The following is a 20,165-nucleotide window of genomic DNA, read 5'->3' as shown; positions in this document are numbered from 1 at the left end:
GTCTACTCGATCGTCCTGATCGGCCTGGCCCTCGCCGGCGCCGGCCGCACCCTGGGACTCGGCAACCTGCCCATCGTCCGCCGGACCCCCTGGCTTCAGTAGCCGCCCCGGCCACCCGCCCGCCCTGCCCCCGGGGCGGGCGGGTTTTCGTTGTGAAGGAGAAGTCATGATCCTCGTGGGAGTGGACGGCTCGCGGGCCGCGCGGGAGGCCGAGCTGCCGGTGATGGGCTCGCACGGGCACGGCACGTTCGCCGGGATGGTGCTGGGCCCGGTCAGTCACGCCTTGCCGCACCACGCTCCGTGCCGGCCGGCCGTGGTCAGGACGGCATGATGAATCGCCTGGACGACTACCTGACCCGAATCGGCGCCATCCCGTTGCTGACCCCAGAGGAGGAGATCGCGCTCGCCCGGCGGATCGAAGCGGGAGCTCGCGCCGCTCGCCTCATCGCGGAAAGGGCCGCCGAGCACGAGGCACTGCGGAAGGTGCTCACCACCCTGGTGGACGGGCTGGCGGCACGGCAGGCGCTGATCATGCGTCTGCGGTACGGGCTGGGCGGGCACGACCAGCACACTCCCCGACAGATCGCCACCAGGCTGGGGCTGACCCCGCAGTGGGTCCGAGCGCTGGAGAAGGAGTCGCTGGCACGCATCCGCAGCCTGGGACGCGCGCACGAGCTGCGGGCGTGGGCAAGCTGACAACGGGCGGCCCGACGTGCCGGCCCGCAGCCTGAACCCGCGTGGCAAGGGAAGCGGCTCGTTACAAGGATCTCCTGCGCCCCTGGGTAACCGGCGAGATGGAGCAGGTCATCCGCATCAGGCCGGAAATCTTCACCGGCTTCGAACTCGTGCCGCGCTGACCTCTCCGGACAGCCGAAGCCCGGCCCCGATCAGATCGGTGGCCGGGCACGGTGTCGTCAGAACTCGAAGACCAGGCGGGCGGGCACGGTGCCGGCCAGGACGTCGTCGAAGGACTGGTTGATCTCTTCGAGCTTGCGCGTCTCGTAGATGACCTTGGTGCGTCCGGCGGCGTGCAGCCTGAAGACCTCGGCCAGGTCGGCGCGGGTGCCGACGATGGAACCGATGACGCTGATGCCGCCAAGAACGGTCTGGAAGATCGGCAGGCTCATGGTGTTGTCCTTGGGCAGCGAGACCAGCACCAGGCGGCCGCCGCGGCGCAACGAGGCGTGCGCCTGCTCCAGCACGCGCGGGCTGGCCGCCAGCACGATGGCCACGTCCGCCCCACCCAGGGCCTGGATCTCGGCGACCGGATCGGCGAGCGCGGCATTGACCGTGTGAGCTGCGCCGAGCTCCCGGGCCAGGCGCAGCTTCTCCTCGGTGACGTCGACCGCGATGGTCTCGCCGCCGAAGATCTGCGCGTACTGCTGCGCCAGGTGGCCGAGCCCGCCGATGCCGAAGATCGCCGCCCGCTCGGAGGGGCGCAGGCCGGAGACCTTGACCGCCTTGTACGTGGTCACGCCCGCGCAGGTCAGGGGCGCGGCTTCGGCCGGCGTGACGCCGTCGGGCACCGGGACCACGTAGGCGGCGTGCGCGACCGCGTACTCGGCGTGGCCCCCGTTGACGGCGTATCCGCTGTTGAGCTGGGACTCGCACAGGGTCTCCCGGCCGCTGACGCAGTATTCGCAGGTGCCGCAGGCGTAGCCGAGCCAGGGGATGGCCACCCGCTCGCCGGCGACCCGACCGGTCACGGCGGAGCCGACCTCCTCGATCACCCCGACACCCTCATGACCGGGGGTGAACGGCAGCGCCGGCTTGACCGGCCAGTCGCCGTGGGCGGCGTGGATGTCGGTGTGGCACAGCCCGCTCGCCTCGATACGGACGAGGACTTGAGTCGGCCCCGGCTCGGGGACGGGTACCTCCTGCAGTTCGACGGGCTGGTCGAAGGCGGTGACGACGGCAGCGCGCATGGTTCTTTCCTTTCTCCGGGTCTCGCCTTCAGCCTCTCGGTACGGCGGCTTCCCGATCAGTGCCGAAGGTCCCGCGCCTGCGGGGTCTCGCGTCACCTTCGGCAGGGCCTTGCGCCGCCGTCCATCGGCACCAACCGGCGGGGCGTGCTCGCGCTGCCGGCGCTCGACTGCCCGGGCGACATCAGACGCTGGTGACGCCGTGGGCGTGGAACTGGGCGTGCACGCGGTCCAGCAGCTCCTGGCCGGGTGGGGCGACGTCGGCGAGGGGGAAGCGCAGGCCGAGCCGCTCGTACTTGCCGGTGGCCATGCGGTGGAAGGGCAGCACGTCGACCCGTTCGACGTTGCCCAGGTCCGCCACGAAGCGGGCCAGGGCGTCCACGTTGCCCGGCGCGTCGGTGAGCCCGGGGACCAGCACGAACCGTACCCACGTGGGGCGGCGCAGCTCGGCGAGCCGCCGGGCGAAGCGCAGGGTGGGTTCGACCTGGCCGCCGGTGACGCGGCGGTAGGTGGCCGGGTCGTAGGACTTGATGTCCAGCAGGACCAGGTCGGTGTCGGCGAGCAGGGCGTCAGTGGCGCGGATGCCGAGCAGGCCTGAGGTGTCCAGGGCGGTGTGAAGGCCGCTGTCGTGGCAGCGGCGCAGCAGGTCGGCGGTGAAGCGCGGCTGCAGCAGCGGCTCGCCGCCGCTGATCGTCACTCCGCCGCCCGCGACGGAGATGAAGCGGCGGTACCCGCCGATCTCGGCCATGATCTCATCGGTGGTGACCTGGCGGCCGTCGCGCATCCGCCAGGTCTCCGGGTTCTGGCAGTACTGGCAGCGCAGAGGGCAGCCGGCGGTGAAGACGACGAAGCGGGTGCCGGGCCCGTCCACGCCGACCGACAGGTCCCAGGAGCTGACGCGGCCGTTCATGTCGAGCTGTGGAAGGTGCGGCTGACGACGTCGCGCTGCTGGTCGGGGGTGAGGCGGACGAAGTTGACCGCGTAGCCGGAGACGCGGACGGTCAGCTGCGGGTAGCGGTCGGGGTGCTCCATGGCGTCCAGGAGGACGGCGCGGTTGAGCACGTTGACGTTCATGTGGAAGCCGCCGGCGTCGAAGTAGCCGTCCAGCACGCCGACCAGGTTCGCGATGCGCTCGCCGGAGGTGCGTCCGAGGCCGTCAGGGGTGACGGTGTTGGTCAGGGAGATGCCGTCGAGGGCCTGGTCGTAGGGGAGCTTGGCGACCGACAGGGCAGAGGCGATCATCCCGTGGCGGTCGCGGCCGTTCATCGGGTTGGCGCCCGGGGCGAACGGCTCGCCGGTGCGGCGGCCGTCGGGGGTGTTGCCGGTGTGCTTGCCGTAGACCACGTTCGAGGTGATCGTCAGGACGGACTGGGTGTGCTCGGCGTCCCGGTAGCTGCGGTGCTCCCGGATCTTGGCCATGAACGAGCGGACCAGCTCGACGGCGATGGCGTCGGCCCGGTCGTCGTTGTTGCCATAGGCGGGATAGTCGCCTTCGACGACGTAGTCGACCGCGAGCCCGCTCTCGTCACGGATCACCTTGACGCGGGCGTGCCGGATGGCCGACAGGCTGTCGGCGGCCACCGACAGGCCGGCGATACCGCAGGCCAGAGTGCGCTTGACGGGGTGGTCGTGCAAGGCCATCTCGAGCCGCTCGTAGGCGTACTTGTCGTGCATGTAGTGGATGATGTTGAGCGCGTTGACGTAGGTGCGGGCCAGCCAGTCCATCATCCGCTCCAGCGCCTTGGTCACCTCCTCGTAATCGAGCACGTCGCCGGCCAGGGGCGAGTGGGCCGGGCCGACCTGGGCGCCGGTGAGCTCGTCCCTGCCGCCGTTGATGGCGTACAGGAGCGTCTTTGCCAGATTGACGCGGGCGCCGAAGAACTGCATCTGGCGGCCGACCGGGGCGGCGGAAACGCAGCAGGCGATGGCGGTGTCGTCGCCGGTGCGGGGGCGCATCAGCTCGTCGCTCTCATACTGCAGGGCGCTGGTCTCGATGGACAGGACGGCGCAGAAGCGTTTGAACGGCTCGGGCAGGCGCGGCGACCAGAAGACGGTCAGGTTGGGCTCCGGCGCGGGGCCGAGGTTGCGCAGCGTCTGCAGGTAGCGGAAGCTCGTGCGGGTGACCAGGGCGCGGCCGTCCTGTCCGAGGCCGCCGATGGACTCGGTCACCCAGGTGGGGTCGCCGGAGAAGAGCTGGTCGTATTCGGGGGTGCGCAGGAAGCGGACGAGGCGCAGCTTGATCACGAAGTCGTCGACGAGCTCCTGCGCCCGCTCTTCCGTGATGCGGCCCTCGGCGAGGTCGCGTTCCAGGTAGACGTCCAGGAACGTGGAGGTGCGGCCCAGCGACATGGCCGCGCCGTTCTGCTCCTTGATCGCCGCCAGGTAGGCGAAGTACAGCCACTGGACCGCCTCGCGGGCGGTGGCGGCCGGGCGGGAGATGTCGTGGCCGTAGGAGGCGGCCATCACCTTCAGCTCGTCCAGCGCCCGGAGCTGCTCCGACAGCTCCTCCCGGTCGCGGATGACGGGGTCGGTGGCGTCGGCGTCGTCCAGAGCGCGCAACTCGGCGCGCTTGGCCTCGATGAGCCGGTTCACGCCGTAGAGGGCGACGCGACGGTAGTCGCCGATGATGCGGCCACGGCCGTAGGCGTCGGGCAGGCCGGTGATGACGCCGGCGCGGCGGGCGGCCAGGATCTCGGGGGTGTAGGCGTCGAACACGCCGTCGTTGTGGGTCTTGCGGTACTTGGTGAAGATCTCCTTGACAGCCGGGTCGAGCCGGTAGCCGTAGGCGGCCAGGCCGTTCTCCACCATGCGCAGCCCGCCGGCCGGCATGATCGCGCGCTTGAGCGGCGCGTCGGTCTGCAACCCGACGATCAGCTCGCGGTCCCGGTCGATGTAGCCGGGGGCGTGCGCGGTGATGGACGACGGGGTCACCGGGTCCACGTCGTGGACGCCGTGCCGCCGCTCCTCCGGGAACAGGGCGCTCACCTTGGCCCACACGGCCCGGGTGCGCTTGGTGGGACCGGACAGGAAGCCCGCGTCGCCGTCGTAGGGGGTGTAGTTGGCCTGGATGAAGGCACGGACATCCACCCGGTCCCGCCAGGCCGTGCCCTGAAAGCCGCGCCAAGCTTCGAACGCGATCGCCGTCATGGTTCCCCCCTCGTGTCAGATGCCCGCTTTAACCCTCCTTGATTTGCGTGGCGATCACGGCGGTCGAAGGGCACCTCCAGAGTGGACCAAGGTCACCAGGATGGGAGACACGCGACTCAAGCGTGATCATGAGAACCTTCGCGTCCTGCGCCCGTTCAGCGCCCGCCGGGCGCTGCCCGCTGCCAGAAGGGGACGTCGACCTCGTCGTGGACGTCCGGCCGACTCACGCTGCGGGAGACGGGGGTGGTGTGCGCGCTGCGCGCCCGCGGTCTGGCGGGCGGTGAGCGAGGCCAACCGTCCCTGTTTCGCGAGGACGCCGGCCGGCCACATGTCCGAATTATGGAGCGGGGGGCGATGGCGTATCTCTGCATCTCCCTGCTCAGCGAGAACGCTGATCCCGTCATTCCCGGCGATCAGCGCGTAAGCGCGCGGCCAGCGCGGCGGCCTGGGTACGGCGCTGCATGTCGAGCTTGGACAGCAGGTTGGAGACGTAGTTCTTCACGGTCTTCTCGGCCAGGAACATGCGCTCGCCGATCTGCCGGTTGGTCAGCCCCTCGCCGATGAGGTCGAGAATCTGCCGCTCCTGGCCGGTGAGCGCGGCCAGGGGGTCTTTCCGGGCGGCCTGGTCGCGCAGCCGTTGCAGCATGGCGGCGGTGGTCTGGGGATCGAGCAGCGACTGGCCGGAGGCGACCGTGCGCACGGCGCCGACCAGATCGGTGCCGTGGATCTGCTTGAGCACGTAACCGGCAGCACCGGCCATCACCGCGTCGAACAGCGCGTCGTCGTCGGCGAACGAGGTCAGCATCAGGCACGCCAGACCCGGTAGCTTGGAGCGCACCTCGCGACACACGTCCACGCCGCTGCCGTCGGGCAGTCGCACGTCCAGCACCGCGACATCCGGCATGAGCGCCGGAATGCGCGCGACGGCCGACTCGGCGGTGCCCGCCTCACCGATCACCTCGATGTCGTCCTCGGAGTCCAACAGAGCGGCGACACCGCGCCGCACCACCTCATGGTCGTCGAGGAGGAACACGCGAATCATGCTCTGACGCTATCCGACGCATACAGACGGGGCCTGCGCCGCACGGGTGGGCAGCACGCTCAACGGATGCGACACTGATCGCGTGTCGGAGAACGAGGTTCGTTCGTTGATGCCGCAGATGCGGCTCGACGAGCTTCTCGCTGAGCTGCAGACCAGGCTCACTGCGGTGCTGGCCACCCGTGACCGGGTGCACGCTCTGCTCGAAGCCGTCGTCTCGGTGGGCAGTGACCTGGATCTGGAGACGGTGCTGCGGCGCATCGTGGAGACCGCCACCACGCTGGTGGACGCCAGCTACGGCGCGCTGGGCGTGGTGGGCGAAGAGCATACGCTCCTGCAGTTCATCCCGGTCGGGCTGAGCGAGGAGGAGATCGCCAGGATCGAGCACTGGCCGCACGGGCTGGGCCTGCTCGGCCTGCTCATCAAGGACGCCCGGCCGCTGCGGCTGGGCCGCATCTCCGACCACCCTGAGTCCTACGGCTTCCCGCCGGGTCACCCGCCCATGGGCACCTTCCTCGGCGTTCCCGTACGCGTGCGCGACGAGGTGTTCGGCAACCTCTACCTGACCGAGAAGCGCGGCGGTGGCGACTTCGACGAAGAGGACGAGGCCGTCATGATCGCGCTGGCCGCCGCCGCCGGCGTCGCCGTCGAGAACGCCCGCCTGTATGAGGAGTCTCGCGGGCGCGAGACCTGGCTGCAGGCGTCCTCTGAGCTCACCACCAGCCTGCTATCCGGTGCCGACCCGCACGAGGTGCTCGCCACGATGGCAGCCCGCGCCCGTCGCATGTGCGACGCCGATCTGGTCCAGGTGCTCCTGCCCGAGGCGTCCGGCGGGTCGCTCACGGTGGAGGTCGCCGACGGCGAAGGAGCGGATGAGCTCCTGGGGACGACCTTCGAGATCACCTCCACTCTGGCGGGGGCCGCGTTCGTCCAGGGCACCCCGCTGTCGGAGACGGACCTGCAGAGCGCCACCGACCTCGACTCGCCGCTGCGACGGCTGGGTTACGGGCCCGCGCTCCTGATACCGGTGGGCGCGGCGCCCAGGGTGCGCGGCGTGCTCACGCTCACCAAACGCAGCGGCCGGTTGCCTTTCAGCCGCGGCGATCAGCAGATGCTCGAAGCGTTCGCCGGCCAGGCCGCGATCGCGCTGGAGCTGGCCGCGACCCGCCGCGACGCCGAACGGCTCGGCCTGCTGGAAGACCGCGACCGCATCGCCAAGGACCTGCACGACGTGGTCATCCAACGCCTGTTCGCCACTGCCATGACGCTGATGAGCACGGTCCGGCTGGTGGAACAGCCGGAGGCGTCCAAGCGGCTGCAGCACGCGATCGACGAGCTGGACGAGACGATCCGGCAGATCCGCTCGTCCGTCTTCGCCCTGCAGGGAACGCACGCGGACAGCGCCCCAAGCCTGCGTGCGCAGATCGTCGATCTGGTGGAGGACGCGGGCGGACACCTGGGTTTCATGCCGGGCCTGCGTATGGAAGGCCAGCTCGACACCCTGGTGAGCGAGCAGGTCACTGAGCATCTGCTGGCCGTCCTGCGTGAAGCGCTGTCCAACGTGGTACGCCACTCCCACGCCACCCGGGTCGAGGTCTCGATCGAGGTCGTCGACCGGCGGCTCACCCTCACGATCACCGATAACGGCGTCGGGGTAGGGGAGGGCGGGCGGCGCAGCGGACTGCGCAACATCGAAGAGCGCGCCGGCCGCCTGGGCGGCGCCGCCGAGCTGGAGGCTCCGGAGGAGGGCGGAACTCGGTTGCGCTGGCACGCCCCCCTCTGACAGCGGTTCCGAGCGGCACGGTGCCCCCTCGGTCCATGAGGCGGGAACCGGGACGCTCACGGCTCCAGGCTGTCCGGGATGGAGTCGGACGGGCCGTGGGGCTGCTGGGTGTGCCCGCGGGCGTCGTAGATCTTGACCCAGCTGACGGTGGGGAACTGCTTGAGGGTCGGGATGATCTGGTCGGCGATGGTGAAGGTCGATCCCGCGCTGGTGAGCCGGCCGGTCAGGTGGACTCTGGCGATGCCCTTCTTGATGGTGAGCTTGCTGAAGCCGGTGGCCTTGGAGGAGACGAAGCGCAGGCCCCGGGCCTTCTCGGCCTGGGTGGGGCCGGCGAACAGGCGCTGCAGCGCGCTGTGGGCGGTGGCCGGCGGGATCACGGGCCGACGCACGGCCGTGGTGTAGGGGGTTCGGCCGGTGGCGTAGTTGGTGGTGTTGAGGAAGTAGGCGCGCACCGGCACGGTCCGGTACGGGGTGGCGATGTCGACGACGACCCGGCTGGGGCGGCTGAGTGTGTAGACCCGGTAGGGCGCGCGCCTGGCCAGCCCGACGCCGAAGGTGAGCGTCGCCTCCAAATCGCCGGCGTTGACGACCTGGATGACCCCTGGCAGCGCGTAGGTCCTGCGCGTCGGCCCGTAGGTGGCGCGGCCGCGCTGGTCGTGGCCGTCGGCCCGGTCGAAGCGCACGCGCAGCAGGGCGCCGCCCGCCACGTCCACGGTTCGACCGGACCCGTCGGCCAGCAGGCGGGACACGTAACGGACGTCGCGCTGGGCCGGCGCGCGGCCGCGGAACTCGAAGACCAGCCGGTCGAGTCCCCGGTGGTGGGCGGCCCGGATGCCGGTCAGGACCGGCGGGCCGACGTGCTGAACGGTGGCCTGCGCCGGTACGGCGAGCAGGCCGGTGGTGGTGGCCACCATCGCGGTGGCGATGAGGGGGCGGATCGGGAGCATGATGATCATCTTCTTCCCCGTGAGTGCTCCTGATCCAAGTGTCTGCCCGGCTCCCGTCGCGCGGTACGGGCGAACGTCCTCACCTTGCGGGACCATCGGCGCCGATGACCAAGCCCGGACGCCGGCGGGACGTTCGCCCCTGGTGTCGCCGGACGGGCGCGAGAACCGCCGCTGGTAGGACACCTCGGCCGCGTCCCTCGCGTGTGAGACGGGGAAGCGGCCATCACACGGCGGAGGGAGCCGGAGATGGACCTACAGGAGTTGCTGGGCGACGAGTACGAGTACCTGCTGGAGCACCGGGCGACGGGTGTCAAGCGCGAGCGGCTGCACCTGCCCGGACCCGACTTCGTTGACCGGGTGATGGCCGGCACCGACCGCAGCCCGGTGGTGCTGCGCAACCTGCAGCACGTCTTCGACACCGGCCGGCTGGCCGGCACGGGCTATCTGTCGATCCTGCCGGTGGACCAGGGCGTGGAACACTCGGCCGCCGCCTCGTTCGCGCCGAACCCGGACTACTTCGACCCGGCGAAGCTGTGCGAACTGGCGGTGGAGGGCGGCTGCAACGCGATCGCCTCGACGCTCGGGGTGCTCGGAGCGGTGTCGCGCCGCTACGCCCACCGGGTGCCGTTCATCGTCAAGGTCAACCACAACGAGCTGCTCACCTACCCCAACCGCTACGACCAGACCATGTTCGCCTCGGTCAGGCAGGCGTTCGACCTGGGCGCCGTCGCGGTGGGCGCGACCGTCTACTTCGGCTCCGCGCAGAGTACGCGGCAGCTGCAGGAGGTGCGCGAGGCCTTCCAAAAGGCGCACGACCTGGGCCTGTTCACCGTGCTGTGGGCCTACCTGCGCAACGAGGCGTTCGTCAAGGACGGGACCGACCACCACCTCAGCGCCGACCTGACCGGGCAGGCCAACCACCTGGCCGCCACCATCGAGGCCGACATCGTCAAGCAGAAGCAGCCCGAGTCCAACGGCGGCTTCCAGTCGCTGAAGTTCGGCAAGACCCACGACAGGGTCTACAGCGCCCTGGCGACCAGCCACCCGATCGAGCTGGCCCGCTGGCAGGTGGCCAACTGCTACCTGGGCCGGGTCGGGCTGATCAATTCCGGCGGGGCCTCGGGCGGACAGGGCGACCTGGCGCAGGCCGTGCGCACCGCGGTGATCAACAAGCGGGCCGGCGGGATGGGGCTGATCGTCGGCCGCAAGTCCTTCCAGCGTCCGATGGCCGACGGGGTCGCGCTGCTGCACGCGGTGCAGGACGTCTACCTCGACCCCGATGTCACGGTGGCCTGACCGCCCCGAGGCCACCGCGGAGGCCCGCGTGCCGATCACCCACGCCGACCCCGAGCACTTCTGATGAGGAAGGTTCCGATGGACGACACCATGCTCACGCATCCTCAACCGACCCAGGCGGACCCGGCACGTCCCCGCCCAGGCCGCAGCCTTCGGGCGGCCTGGTGGCTGAGCGGGCTCGTCGCGGTCCTCACCGTCGCCGTCGCGATGGCCGGCCTGGGCAACGACGCGCTGCACGCGGGCCCTGCGGTTCTGGTCGCGAAGTTCCGCGGCAACGACCTGGCGACCTTGGCTGCGGGCGTGACGCTCCTGCTGCTGTCGCTCGCCGGATCGGTGCGCGGCTCCACGCGCTCCCAGTTGATCTGGACCGGCATGCTCGCGTACACGATCTACAACTACGCCTACTACGTCTACGACCCGGCCTTCACCGACCTGTTCCTGCCGCACGCGGCCATCGTGGTGCTGTCGGCGACGGCGCTCGGCCTGGCGCTCACCGAGCTGCGCGTAACCGCCCGGTCCAGGACGGCGATGCGCTGGGTCAGTGGCCTGCTGTTCCTCCTGGCCGCCACGATGGTCGGCATGTACGGCGTGTCGCTCGTCCGCCAGGCCGTCACGGGCCAGCTATCGCCGGACGTCCTGCCGTTGCCGCCGGCGCAGGTCCATCTGGGTCTGGCCCTCGACCTGACCATGGTGGTGCCCTCTTTGGCGCTGGCGGGCGTGCTGCTGTGGCGACGCTCGCCGTGGGGGTACGCGCTGGGGGTCGCGACCTGCGTCTACGTCGGCGTCTACCAGCTCAACTACCTGGCGGCGCGGTACTTCGTGGCGACGGCGGGAGTCCCTGGCGTGACCTACGCCGACCGCTGGACCTGCTGGTCCCGGCCCTGCTCCTGGCCGCCGTGCTCGCCCTCGTCGTCGACCGCCGGCAGCCTCGGCAGTGACCCCTGCTCCTGGCCGGCAGAACGCGTACGTGAGTAGGCCACGGCCGCCGCCCGCCACGTGTCTGGCGCAACGCCTCCCGGCACGGAGCCAGTCGAGGGGCCCGTCGCCGGCGGTGGTGAGCACGGCCAGCTGAGGTTGTGGCTCGAAGCTGGCTTCGCCGGTCCAGGTAGGAGGAACCGTGCTCGCTCGGCCGAGGCGGCGCGCGTAGCTCCGCCAGCGCCAGTGAGGGAATGGGCCGTTGCTCATAGGGGTCCTATTGGTCCGCCGCAGGGGGATCAGCTCGTACAGCCGCCGGGCCTCGGCCGTGGCAGGGGCGTGTACGGTGAGGCTGACGCGGGCCGGCACTTCCGATGCTTCCTGAGCGTCGGGCAGCAGGCGGACAGCGGGTCGCCGGCCGGTCACGCGGGCTGCGATACGCACGTTGTACAGCGCGGCGCCGCAGCTGACGTGCAGGGAGCGTCCGTGCGGATCGCTGACCGGCAGCCGACGATCCCCATCGGCCAGAGGTCTATTACATGGCCGTCGCGCACCCGGAACCGCCACGGCTGGGTATTGAGCACCGAAGGGCCCCGTCCGGCCGCCACCAGGAGCCGCCGGATCGCGAGAGCCACAATGGGCATCGTGGTAGTCATGGCGCACCTCCCTGCCATCGAACCCGGCCATCGACGCTTGTCCTGCGACGCGGGGAAGGTCAGAGCCGATGATCCTGCCTGATGGCCGGACCTACGCCGGGACGACGCTGTGCGCGCGGCGCCCGTAGGGGGCGCACGAGCGCCTGAGCGTCCGTGCGGCCCCTCTGTGCTGTCCGCGCTACTTCTTCGGCCGGGCGGCGATGAGCGACGTGACGATCGCCGTGACAGCGAAGATCAGTGAGATGATGACGATCGCGAGGGGCCAGTCCATGACAGCCTCCCTTCCAGTGGGGCTTGACGTCTTCAGCCCATGCCGCCGACAGGCCCGCCGCCAGGGACGAAAGTCCCGCGCTTCGCCCCGCCGAACAGACGGTGACGATGGTCCCGCCGCCCCGGGACTTCCTCCTCTGCAACCCCCGGCGCGGCCGGGTGTGGCCTGAAGACGTGGGACAGGGATCCCACGGAAGGAGGCTGCGATGAATCTGCCCGAGCGGAGGGACACCAGGTTCCCGTTCCCGGAGCTGCTGGAGTGGATGGAGAGCCCCATGTTCGGGTTCCGCCCGTCCGGTCAGATCGTCCGGATCGAGGACTACATCGCCGACGGCCGGTACGTGGTGCGCGCCGAGTTGCCCGGGATCGACCCCGACAAGGACATCGAGGTCACCGTGGACGGCGGCGTGCTGCACATCCGGGCGGAGAAGACCCGCAGGACCACCGAGCCGCACCGCTCCGAGTTGGCCTACGGGTCCCTCTCGCGGACCGTGACGCTGCCCGCCGCCGCCGAGACCGACGACGTCAGGGCCGTCTACGCGGACGGCGTCCTGGAGGTCAGCGTGGGGCTGGCCGAGGAGAAGAAGGCCGCGGGACGGCGGATCACCGTCGAGCACTGACACCCGGCCGGGCGCGGGCGACAGCTCTGCCCGCGCCCACCGCGTCGGTGAGGAGGATCTCGACCGCCCCCGTCAACGGCCGCTGTGACCGAGCGGCCACGGGCGCAGGACCGGGGTGGGTGAGGTGAGCTATGGGAACAGGGCCGTCCTTTGGAACCTCCCGATGGGCCGAGCTGGAAGACCGCATCCACTACCTGGACTTCGGCGGCCCGCCGGACGGGCCCGTCGTGGTCGCGGTGCACGGACTTGGCGGCTCGGCGCTGAACTGGCTCGCCATCGCACCCTGGCTGACCGGTGAGTGGCGACTGCTGGCGCTCGATCTGGCCGGGCACGGGCTGACCCGGACACGCGGGCGGCGGGCCGGGGTCGCGGCCAACCGGCTGCTGCTGCACCGCTTCGTCGAGCGGGTCGCGGGCCGTCCGGTGATTCTCCTGGGCAACTCGATGGGCGGCATGATCTCGCTGCTCGAAGCGGCCGCGAGCCCCGAGACGGTGGCGGGCCTCGTGTTGCTCGACGCGGCGGCCTCGTTCGGTCCCGCGCTGCCGGACCCGCTGGTCGCATCCGTCTTCGCGCTGTACACGATGCCCTGGCTGGGGACGGTCGCGATGGCCCGCCGCCGGGCCCTGCCGGCCGAGACCGCGGTCGGCCTGGTCTTCCGGTTGTGCTGCGCGGACCCGTCGCGCGTGCCTGCCGATATCGTCGCCGAGCATGTCCGCCTGGCCCGCCACCGAGCCGAGCTGGAGCACGCCGACCGGGACTTCCTGCAGGCGGCCCGGTCGGTCGTGCGGACGGCGGCTGGGATGCCGTACCGGGCGGCGATCCGGTCGGTACGCGCGCCCACCCTGCTGGTGCACGGCGACCGCGACCGGCTGGTGCCGGTGGCCGCCTCCCACGCACTGGCCCGCCACCATCCGTCGTGGCGGCTCGTCGTGATGGAGGGCGTGGGTCACGTCCCTCAGCTGGAAGCGCCGCGGGAGACGGCGGCCGCCGTGCTGCGCTGGCTCGCCACCGTGGCATCGGCGGTTGACCCCGCCCGGCACCCGCTGGCAAGTCAGGCATAACGGCGCGCGGGCCGGGACCTTGGGCCCCTGCCGTCCTTCAGGGCCCGGAGCGACGCTGAGGCCACCGGCACACGCGGAAGGCGGCGACCGACATGAGCGATCACATGAGCCCGCTCGACGCGGCGTTCCTGACTCTGGAGGACGAGCAGCCCGAGGCCTCGATGGCGATCGCGTCGGTCGCCGTCCTCGAAGGCCCGGCGCCCGCCCAGCAGGAGGTCGTCGAGGCCATCCGCGCCCGGCTCCCGCTGATCGAACGCTACCGGCAGAAGGCGCGGCAGGTGCCGCTCGACCTGGGGCCGCCCGTCTGGGTCGACGATCCCCAGTTCGACCTGCGCCATCACGTGCGGCGCGCCACCCTGGCGGCGCCCAGCGGGGACGCGGAGCTGGACGAGCTGATCGCCCGGATCATGTCGCGGCGGCTCGACCGCACCCGCCCGCTGTGGGAGTACTGGGTGATCGACGGGCTCTCCGGAGACCGGTGGGCGCTGGTGTCCAAGGTGCACCATTGCATGGTCGACGGGGTGTCCGGCACCTTCCTCTACTACGCGATCTTCGACGAGTCACCCGAAGGCGCCCTCGGGCTGCCGCAGGACACGTGGAGCCCGCACGCCGAGCCGTCCCCCCTGCGGCTGGCCGCCGGCGCGCTGCGCGATCTGCTCCTCAGCCCCGTCGAGCAGGCGCGCATGCTCGGCCGGGCGCTGGCCTCGCCGCGCGCCACCACCGGGCGCGTCGCGACCGCCGCCCGCGGGCTCGTATCACTGGCGGGCACGCTGCGGCCGGCGGCCGCCTCCACCCTGACCGGCCCGATCGGCGAGCGCCGCCGCTACGCCGCCGCCCGCGCGCCGCTGGCCGACGTCAAGGGGATCGCGCGGCGGGCCGGCGTGACGTTCAACGACGTCGTGCTGTCCGCGATCAGCGGCGCCTACCGGGCTCTGCTGCACGAACGCGGTGAGGAAGTCCACCCGCACACGGTGCGCTCACTCGTCCCCGTCTCGGTACGGGCCCCCGGGGAGGAAGGGGTGTGCGAGAACCGCATCTCGCTCCTGCTGGCCCAACTGCCCGTCCATCTGGCCGACCCGGCCGGACGCTGCGCGCCGTGCACGAACACCTGACCGAGCTGAAGGCGAGCGGTGAGGCGCAGGCGGGGGAGGCGATCACCAGGCTGGCCGGGCACGAGCCCTTCCCGCCCGTCTCCGCGGTCATACGCCTGGCCGTGCGTCTGCCGCAACGCCAGATCGTCACCGTCACCACGAACGTCCCCGGACCGCGACAGCCGCTCTACCTGCTCGGCAGGCGGGCCTTGGAGATCCTCCCGTACGTGCCCATCGCCACCCGGTTGCGCACCGGCGTGTCCGTCTTCAGCTACTGCGACCGGGTCGCCTTCGGCGTGACCGGCGACCACGACAGCGCGCCGGAGGTCGAGCGGCTCGCCCGCGGCATCGAACGGGAGATCGAGCGTCTGCGTCTCGCCTTTTTCCCTCCGGCGGCAGCACCGAGACGTGCCGGGTCCGCCAGGCCCCGGACCAAGGCGCGGCGTTCCGCGACGGCCGCGCGAGCCGGGGCGGCGCGACCGCGCCCGGCCTGATCGAAGGAGACACCCATGTTCAACCTCGCGGTCATGTTGCGCGAATCGGCGACGGCCGCGCCGAGTAAGGCGGCGATCTGCCACGACGGCGGCGCCATGAGCTACGCCGAGCTGGACCAGCTGTCCGACTCGGTCGCCGAGGGCCTGATCGCCCTGGGCGCCCGCCCGGGCGACGCCATCGGGCTGCAGATGCCCAACATCCCCGAGTTCGTCGTGGCCTACTTCGGCATCCTCAAGGCGGGGGCCGTCGTGGTGCCGCTGAACCCGCTGTTCAAGGCGCGGGAGGTGGCGTTCTGTCTCGGCAGCTCCCGCGCGCGGGCGCTGATCACCTGGGCGCCGGTCGCCGGCGAGGCGGCCAAGGGCGCAGCGGAAGAGGGCGTCGCCGACGTGTTCGCTGTCGGGCAGGCCTGCCCGACGGCCATGCCATTCACCGAGCTGGTCAAGCCGGCCCCCGAGCGCCGGCCGATCACCCCGCGCGACGGCTCCGATACCGCCGCCATCGTGTTCACCTCGGGCACCACCGGCGTGCCGAAGGGCGCGGAGCTGACGCACATCCAGCTCTACATGAATGCCGACATCCCCGGCCGGCTGTTCGACGTGCGGGCCGACGACGTCGTGCTGACGATCCTGCCGATGTTCCACGTGTTCGGCATGTCGAGCATCCTGAACGTGAGCGTCCGCTTCGGCTGCACGCTCTCCCTCGTGCCGCGCTTCGACGCCGGGGCCACGCTGGCGGCGATCGAGCGCGACCGCGTGACCGTGTTCGAGGGCGTGCCCACCATGTTCGTGGCCGTGCTGGACCATCCCGGGCTGGACCGCTACGACACCTCCTCGCTCCGGGTGGCGATCTCCGGCGGCGCCCCCATCCCGGCCCACGTGCTGGACGCCTTCGAGCAGCGCTTCGGGGTCATCATCCTGGAGGGGTACGGCCTGACCGAGACCGCCTCGACCACCACGTTCAACATCAGCGCCGGCGAGCGGCGCGCCTACAGCGTCGGCAAGCCGATCTGGGGCACCGAGACGCAGATCTGGGACGAGCAGGGCAACCGGCTGCCGCCCGGCCGCGAGCACGTCGGCGAGTTCGTCACCCGCGGCTTCCATGTCATGAAGGGCTACCACGGCCAGCCGGAGGCGACCGCCGAAGCCATGACGGGCGGCTGGCTGCACACCGGCGATCTCGGCTACGTCGACGAGGACGGCTTCTTCTTCATCATCGACCGCAAGAAGGAGCTGATCATCCGGGGCGGCTACAACGTCTACCCGCGCGAGGTGGAGGAGATCCTCTACCATCACCCGGCCGTGGCTGAGGCCGCCGTGATCGGCGTGCCCGACGCGCGGCTGGGCGAGGAGGTCGCCGCCTACGTGTCACTCAAGCCCGGCAAGCACGCCACGGAGACGGAGCTGATCACCTACTGCCGGGACCGCCTGGCCGCCTACAAATACCCCCGTCATATCGAGATCCGGGACACGCTGCCCAAGACGGCCAACGGAAAGATCGCCAAGCTGGACCTCGTCACTCCTTGACCGTGCCGCCTCCGGCCCGGGCCACGCCCGTGACGAACGTCCCGCCTGCCGGAAGACCTCCGGCCCTGCCGGGCCCGGACCGGCGGCCAGAGGCTGGATACGGGATGAGAGCCATCCCGCGCTGCGGAGACGAGGAGCTCAACCATGAGAGCGACCGTGGGCGATCGGCTGATCGTCGAAGGCACGTACGGCGCCGGCAACCAGCGGAAGGGGATCGTCGTGGGCGTCGAGCACGCCGACGGCACGCCCCCCTATCGCGTGCGCTGGCTGGACGACGGACGGGAAAGCCTCGTCTTCCCCGGGCCGGACGCGCGCATCGTCCCGCGCGGCCGGTGAAGGCGATGACTCCGCACCGGGCCGCGGCCGCACCGGTGATCGACCGCCCCGGCCGCGCGGACGTCGCCATGCTCGCCATGAGCGCGGGCGCCTCCCTGACGCAGCGCCGGAGCCGTCCTGCTGCTAGAGCCGCGAGCGCGCTTCGAGGTGGCACGGGCATCGCGGCTCCTGGCCGCGTGGGCCCGCTCCGTGCCGAGGCTGCGGCGGCGGCTGGTGCGCGTGCCGATCGGGTGCGGACGCCCGGTGTGGGTGGACGACCCGGTCTTCGGCATCCGCCTGCACGTACGTGAGATGACACGTCCTGCGCCAGGCGACGAGCGGGCCCTGCTCGACGTGGCCGCGGCCGTGCTGACGGCCCCTCGCCCCCGTCACAGTGGACGGCGGTCCTCGTCACCGGATTGCTCGACGGCACGGTCGCGCTGATCGTCGCGCTCGACCATGGCCTTGCCGAATCGGCGGGCTCGCCCTGCTCGCGGACTTCACCAACCCCGCACAGCCCGATCCCGCGCAGCTCAACCCCGCGCGACCTGACCGCGCGCAGTCCGATCCGCACGGCGGCTCGCGCCGGATGGCTTTCCTCGGCCTGCGTCGTCCCCGCTGCGCCTGGCCGCCGACGCGTTGGCCGAACGGCTGCGGGCGCTCGCCCGGATCCGGGCGTACTGGAGGGACGCGAGGACTGCACTCGCCGCCACGGGCGGGATACGCCCCGCTATGGTCGGGCGGTGCTCGTTGCTGCGGCCGGCCGGGTCGCGCCGGGCGTTCGCCGTCGTGCGGGCGGACCTGGACGCTGTACGGGACGCGGCTCACCGCAACGGCTGCACCGTCAACGACGCCCTCCTGGCGGCCGTCACCGGAGCGCTGCGCGAGCTGCTGGGACGACGGGGTGAGCACGTCGAGACCCTGTCGGTCTCGGTGCCGGTGTCGGCCAGGAGCACGACCACCTCCGGCGAGCTCGGCAACCGGCTCGGCGTGCTGATCGCCGCCCTGCCCGTCGAGGGCGACGCCGGACGGCGGATGAGGGCGACGCCTCCTTGCTCGCCGAGCGCAAGAAGGCGGCGGCGGAGGCGTCCGCCGCCGGCCCGTTCGGCCCGCTGTTCCGGCTGCTGGCCGAGCTCGGCCTCTGCCGCTGGTACCTGCGCCGCCAGCGCCGCATCCACCCTGGTCAGCAACGTACGCGGCCCGGACCGGCAGTTGACCTTCGCCGGCGCCGCCGTCACCGGGATCATCGCGGTGGCGGTCGCCGAGAGCGGCAACGTGAGCGTGAGCTTCGAGATCCTGTCCTGCAGCGGCACGGTCGTCATCACCCTCATCGCCGATCCCGACGCCGTGCCCGACCTGGACGGGCTCGCCGCGCTCCTGTGGGAGGAACTGGCAGACGTCACGGCCACCGGCGCCTGACCGGCCCGTGCGATCTCGGGCACCCGGCTATGCACAGGCCGAAACCCGTGCAGAAGCCGAGGCCGAGGTAGATCTCGTGCCCCAGCTTGACGCCGGCGTTGCCAGGCAGACCCCGTAGCAGTTGCCGCACGGCCGCGGGGACGTCGCCGCAATACCAACCGCCACCACCGGCATGTACTTCGCGGACGAGAAGAAGGCACGCGCCGAGATCACCGCAACCGTAAAAGTGCCCGTCGGCTGAACCACGAAGGCGCCACACCGCGCCGCCGCACGCCGCGGGACCTACGGCCCGGACATCGGGGACGTTCGCCGCTGACCGCGCGTGCCGCCGTACGGGAGCGTGGGACCTGAAAGAGAGGTGGGCGTCATGTCGATCAAGGTCAAGGACGTCATGGGACGGGTCGTCATAGCCGTGTCGCCGGACATGTCCTTCGCCGGCATCGTGGCCGCCATGAAGCGGTTCTCGGTCGGCGCGGTCACCGTGATCGACGCCGACCAGCGGCCGGTGGGCGTGGTCTCGGAGGACGACCTGCTGCTCAAGGAGATCGGCCCCGTACCGCGCGGCGTGCCGATGCTCACCTCCCGCAGGCGGCGGCGCGAGCACGACAAGGCCGCGGCGGTCACGGCATCCCAGCTGATGACCTCCCCGGCGATCACCGTTACGCCCGGCACCGGCGTGCGTGACGCGGCCCGGCTGATGCACGCCCGGCACGTCAAGCAACTGCCCGTGATCGACGCGGTCACCGGACGGGTCATCGGCACCCTGCACCGGCGGGACGTGCTGCGTGTCTTCACCCGCGCGGCCGCCGAGCTGGAGGCCGACATCCGGGCCGCGCTCCCGCAGGAGGGCACGTTCACGATCGAGATCGACGCCGGCGTGGTGAGGATCGGCGGGCGGGCGCGGTGGAGGTCGCAGGCCATCGCCGTCACCGCGGCCGTCCGCGCCGTCGAAGGCGTCGTGGACGTCGTCGACGAGGTCGCCTTCGACGAGGACGACCTCGTCATCGTCCCGTCGCTGATGTAGGAGCGCCGTCATGGACACGGCATGCATGGACACGGCATGGCGCATCGAAGTCCACGGCATCGTGCAGGGCGTCGGCTTCCGGCCGTTCGTGCACCGGCTGGCGACGGCCATCGGGGTTCGCGGGCAGGTGAGGAACACCGGCGGGCACGTGGTCATCTTCGCCACCGGGCACCCCGACGCGCTGGAAGCCTTCGTCGCCGGTCTGCGGACCCAGCGGCCCGGCGCCGCCCGCGTCCGCGACGTGGTGGTCACCCCGCAACCGCTGTCACGGCGGCTCTCCGGCTTCGAGATCGTGCGCAGCGAGGGAGGCGCGCCCGCGACCGGCAGCGAGATCCCGCCCGACCTGGCCACCTGCGGCGACTGCCTGCGGGAGCTGTTCGACCCGGCCAACCGGCGCCACCGCTACCCGTTCATCAACTGCACGGCCTGCGGACCCCGGGCCACCATCATCGAGAGCCTGCCCTACGACCGGGAACGCACCTCCATGCGCGGCTTCGCCATGTGCCCGGCCTGCGCCGCCGAGTACCACGACCCGGCCAACCGGCGCTTCCACGCCGAGCCGATCGCCTGCCGGTCCTGCGGCCCCCGGCTGCGCTGGCGGGCCGTGACCGGGGACGCCGCGCTCCGGGCGGCCGCGGCGGC

20 protein-coding genes are annotated in these 20,165 nt (G+C 71.5%); 15 read left to right on the top strand and 5 right to left on the bottom strand.

Going from position 1 to position 20,165, the window contains the following annotated elements:
• Positions 1-166: 166 nt before the first annotated feature.
• Positions 167-331 carry a universal stress protein gene (locus ACGFI7_RS41595; RefSeq protein WP_393415337.1) on the top strand — a complete coding sequence of 55 codons (165 nt, stop codon included), beginning with the start codon at positions 167-169 and terminating at the stop codon, positions 329-331.
• Positions 328-696 carry a sigma-70 factor domain-containing protein gene (locus ACGFI7_RS41590; protein WP_393415334.1) on the top strand — a complete coding sequence of 123 codons (369 nt, stop codon included), beginning with the start codon at positions 328-330 and terminating at the stop codon, positions 694-696. The genes ACGFI7_RS41595 and ACGFI7_RS41590 overlap by 4 nt, the downstream gene beginning before the upstream one ends.
• A gap of 218 nt (positions 697-914) precedes the next feature.
• Here ACGFI7_RS41590 and ACGFI7_RS41585 read toward each other — a convergent pair whose 3' ends face one another.
• The 4 genes from ACGFI7_RS41585 to ACGFI7_RS41570 all read right to left on the bottom strand — a co-directional run bounded on the left by ACGFI7_RS41585 (position 915) and on the right by ACGFI7_RS41570 (position 6,111).
• The gene (locus ACGFI7_RS41585) at positions 915-1,925 is read right to left on the bottom strand and encodes a zinc-dependent alcohol dehydrogenase (protein ID WP_393415331.1); all 1,011 of its coding nucleotides are present in this window, start codon (positions 1,923-1,925) and stop codon (positions 915-917) included.
• Positions 1,926-2,106: 181 nt separating this feature from the next.
• Positions 2,107-2,832: a pyruvate formate-lyase-activating protein gene (gene pflA / locus ACGFI7_RS41580; RefSeq protein ID WP_393415328.1), complete on the bottom strand. Its 726-nt coding sequence runs from the start codon at positions 2,830-2,832 to the stop codon at positions 2,107-2,109.
• Entirely contained in the window at positions 2,829-5,069 is a 2,241-nt protein-coding gene (gene pflB, locus ACGFI7_RS41575; RefSeq protein WP_393415325.1) for a formate C-acetyltransferase, read from the bottom strand. The genes pflA and pflB overlap by 4 nt, the downstream gene beginning before the upstream one ends.
• Before the next feature lie 400 nt (positions 5,070-5,469).
• Positions 5,470-6,111: a response regulator gene (locus ACGFI7_RS41570; RefSeq protein ID WP_393415322.1), complete on the bottom strand. Its 642-nt coding sequence runs from the start codon at positions 6,109-6,111 to the stop codon at positions 5,470-5,472.
• A gap of 82 nt (positions 6,112-6,193) precedes the next feature.
• On the opposite strand from ACGFI7_RS41570, the gene ACGFI7_RS41565 reads away from it, so the two are divergent.
• Complete coding sequence (locus ACGFI7_RS41565; RefSeq protein ID WP_393415319.1) at positions 6,194-7,891, top strand: GAF domain-containing protein; 1,698 nt, start codon at positions 6,194-6,196, stop codon at positions 7,889-7,891.
• Positions 7,892-7,947: 56 nt separating this feature from the next.
• Here ACGFI7_RS41565 and ACGFI7_RS41560 read toward each other — a convergent pair whose 3' ends face one another.
• Positions 7,948-8,847: a GerMN domain-containing protein gene (locus tag ACGFI7_RS41560; protein ID WP_393415316.1), complete on the bottom strand. Its 900-nt coding sequence runs from the start codon at positions 8,845-8,847 to the stop codon at positions 7,948-7,950.
• Positions 8,848-9,084: 237 nt separating this feature from the next.
• On the opposite strand from ACGFI7_RS41560, the gene ACGFI7_RS41555 reads away from it, so the two are divergent.
• From ACGFI7_RS41555 to ACGFI7_RS41500, 12 genes are all read left to right on the top strand, one after another.
• Positions 9,085-10,134 (top strand): class I fructose-bisphosphate aldolase, encoded by a 1,050-nt coding sequence (locus ACGFI7_RS41555; RefSeq protein WP_393415313.1) that lies wholly within the window; start codon positions 9,085-9,087, stop codon positions 10,132-10,134.
• Between the two features lie 63 nt (positions 10,135-10,197).
• On the top strand, positions 10,198-11,109 hold the full coding sequence (locus ACGFI7_RS41550) for a hypothetical protein (RefSeq protein ID WP_393415310.1): 912 nt from the start codon (positions 10,198-10,200) through the stop codon (positions 11,107-11,109).
• Positions 11,110-12,181: 1,072 nt separating this feature from the next.
• Positions 12,182-12,595 carry an Hsp20/alpha crystallin family protein gene (locus ACGFI7_RS41545; protein ID WP_393415307.1) on the top strand — a complete coding sequence of 138 codons (414 nt, stop codon included), beginning with the start codon at positions 12,182-12,184 and terminating at the stop codon, positions 12,593-12,595.
• Positions 12,596-12,726: 131 nt separating this feature from the next.
• Positions 12,727-13,656 (top strand): alpha/beta fold hydrolase, encoded by a 930-nt coding sequence (locus tag ACGFI7_RS41540; RefSeq protein ID WP_393415304.1) that lies wholly within the window; start codon positions 12,727-12,729, stop codon positions 13,654-13,656.
• A 92-nt stretch (positions 13,657-13,748) separates the two neighbouring features.
• Positions 13,749-14,768: a wax ester/triacylglycerol synthase family O-acyltransferase gene (locus tag ACGFI7_RS41535; RefSeq protein WP_393415301.1), complete on the top strand. Its 1,020-nt coding sequence runs from the start codon at positions 13,749-13,751 to the stop codon at positions 14,766-14,768.
• The gene (locus tag ACGFI7_RS41530) at positions 14,753-15,241 is read left to right on the top strand and encodes a WS/DGAT domain-containing protein (RefSeq protein WP_393415298.1); all 489 of its coding nucleotides are present in this window, start codon (positions 14,753-14,755) and stop codon (positions 15,239-15,241) included. The genes ACGFI7_RS41535 and ACGFI7_RS41530 overlap by 16 nt, the downstream gene beginning before the upstream one ends.
• A gap of 15 nt (positions 15,242-15,256) precedes the next feature.
• On the top strand, positions 15,257-16,765 hold the full coding sequence (locus ACGFI7_RS41525) for a long-chain fatty acid--CoA ligase (RefSeq protein ID WP_393415295.1): 1,509 nt from the start codon (positions 15,257-15,259) through the stop codon (positions 16,763-16,765).
• 144 nt (positions 16,766-16,909) lie between these two features.
• Entirely contained in the window at positions 16,910-17,101 is a 192-nt protein-coding gene (locus ACGFI7_RS41520) for a DUF1918 domain-containing protein (protein ID WP_393415292.1), read from the top strand.
• Positions 17,102-17,218: 117 nt separating this feature from the next.
• Complete coding sequence (locus tag ACGFI7_RS41515) at positions 17,219-17,524, top strand: wax ester/triacylglycerol synthase domain-containing protein (RefSeq protein ID WP_393415343.1); 306 nt, start codon at positions 17,219-17,221, stop codon at positions 17,522-17,524.
• Positions 17,525-17,698: 174 nt separating this feature from the next.
• The gene (locus ACGFI7_RS41510; RefSeq protein ID WP_393415340.1) at positions 17,699-18,499 is read left to right on the top strand and encodes a WS/DGAT domain-containing protein; all 801 of its coding nucleotides are present in this window, start codon (positions 17,699-17,701) and stop codon (positions 18,497-18,499) included.
• Between the two features lie 367 nt (positions 18,500-18,866).
• The gene (locus ACGFI7_RS41505; RefSeq protein WP_393415289.1) at positions 18,867-19,523 is read left to right on the top strand and encodes a CBS domain-containing protein; all 657 of its coding nucleotides are present in this window, start codon (positions 18,867-18,869) and stop codon (positions 19,521-19,523) included.
• 10 nt (positions 19,524-19,533) lie between these two features.
• A partial coding sequence (locus ACGFI7_RS41500; RefSeq protein WP_393415286.1) for an acylphosphatase occupies positions 19,534-20,165 on the top strand: 632 nt, incomplete at its 3' end.

The organism is Nonomuraea sp. NPDC048826 (assembly GCF_043198225.1).
Classification (GTDB): domain Bacteria; phylum Actinomycetota; class Actinomycetes; order Streptosporangiales; family Streptosporangiaceae; genus Nonomuraea.
The sequence above is the reverse complement of the archived record's forward strand: the minus strand, read 5'-3'. Positions and strand labels throughout refer to the sequence as shown.

What these genes read in the sequence shown, in the direction of transcription:
- ACGFI7_RS41560 (WP_393415316.1), bottom strand. Translation starts at nt 8,847, where the DNA reads ATGATCATCATGCTCCCGATCCGCCCCCTCATCGCCACCGCGATGGTG.
- ACGFI7_RS41535 (WP_393415301.1), top strand. Translation starts at nt 13,749, where the DNA reads ATGAGCGATCACATGAGCCCGCTCGACGCGGCGTTCCTGACTCTGGAG.
- ACGFI7_RS41555 (WP_393415313.1), top strand. Translation starts at nt 9,085, where the DNA reads ATGGACCTACAGGAGTTGCTGGGCGACGAGTACGAGTACCTGCTGGAG.
- ACGFI7_RS41550 (WP_393415310.1), top strand. Translation starts at nt 10,198, where the DNA reads ATGAGGAAGGTTCCGATGGACGACACCATGCTCACGCATCCTCAACCG.
- pflB (WP_393415325.1), bottom strand. Translation starts at nt 5,069, where the DNA reads ATGACGGCGATCGCGTTCGAAGCTTGGCGCGGCTTTCAGGGCACGGCC.
- ACGFI7_RS41505 (WP_393415289.1), top strand. Translation starts at nt 18,867, where the DNA reads ATGTCGATCAAGGTCAAGGACGTCATGGGACGGGTCGTCATAGCCGTG.
- pflA (WP_393415328.1), bottom strand. Translation starts at nt 2,832, where the DNA reads ATGAACGGCCGCGTCAGCTCCTGGGACCTGTCGGTCGGCGTGGACGGG.
- ACGFI7_RS41585 (WP_393415331.1), bottom strand. Translation starts at nt 1,925, where the DNA reads ATGCGCGCTGCCGTCGTCACCGCCTTCGACCAGCCCGTCGAACTGCAG.
- ACGFI7_RS41520 (WP_393415292.1), top strand. Translation starts at nt 16,910, where the DNA reads ATGAGAGCGACCGTGGGCGATCGGCTGATCGTCGAAGGCACGTACGGC.
- ACGFI7_RS41570 (WP_393415322.1), bottom strand. Translation starts at nt 6,111, where the DNA reads ATGATTCGCGTGTTCCTCCTCGACGACCATGAGGTGGTGCGGCGCGGT.
- ACGFI7_RS41545 (WP_393415307.1), top strand. Translation starts at nt 12,182, where the DNA reads ATGAATCTGCCCGAGCGGAGGGACACCAGGTTCCCGTTCCCGGAGCTG.
- ACGFI7_RS41525 (WP_393415295.1), top strand. Translation starts at nt 15,257, where the DNA reads ATGTTCAACCTCGCGGTCATGTTGCGCGAATCGGCGACGGCCGCGCCG.
- ACGFI7_RS41595 (WP_393415337.1), top strand. Translation starts at nt 167, where the DNA reads ATGATCCTCGTGGGAGTGGACGGCTCGCGGGCCGCGCGGGAGGCCGAG.
- ACGFI7_RS41590 (WP_393415334.1), top strand. Translation starts at nt 328, where the DNA reads ATGATGAATCGCCTGGACGACTACCTGACCCGAATCGGCGCCATCCCG.
- ACGFI7_RS41540 (WP_393415304.1), top strand. Translation starts at nt 12,727, where the DNA reads ATGGGAACAGGGCCGTCCTTTGGAACCTCCCGATGGGCCGAGCTGGAA.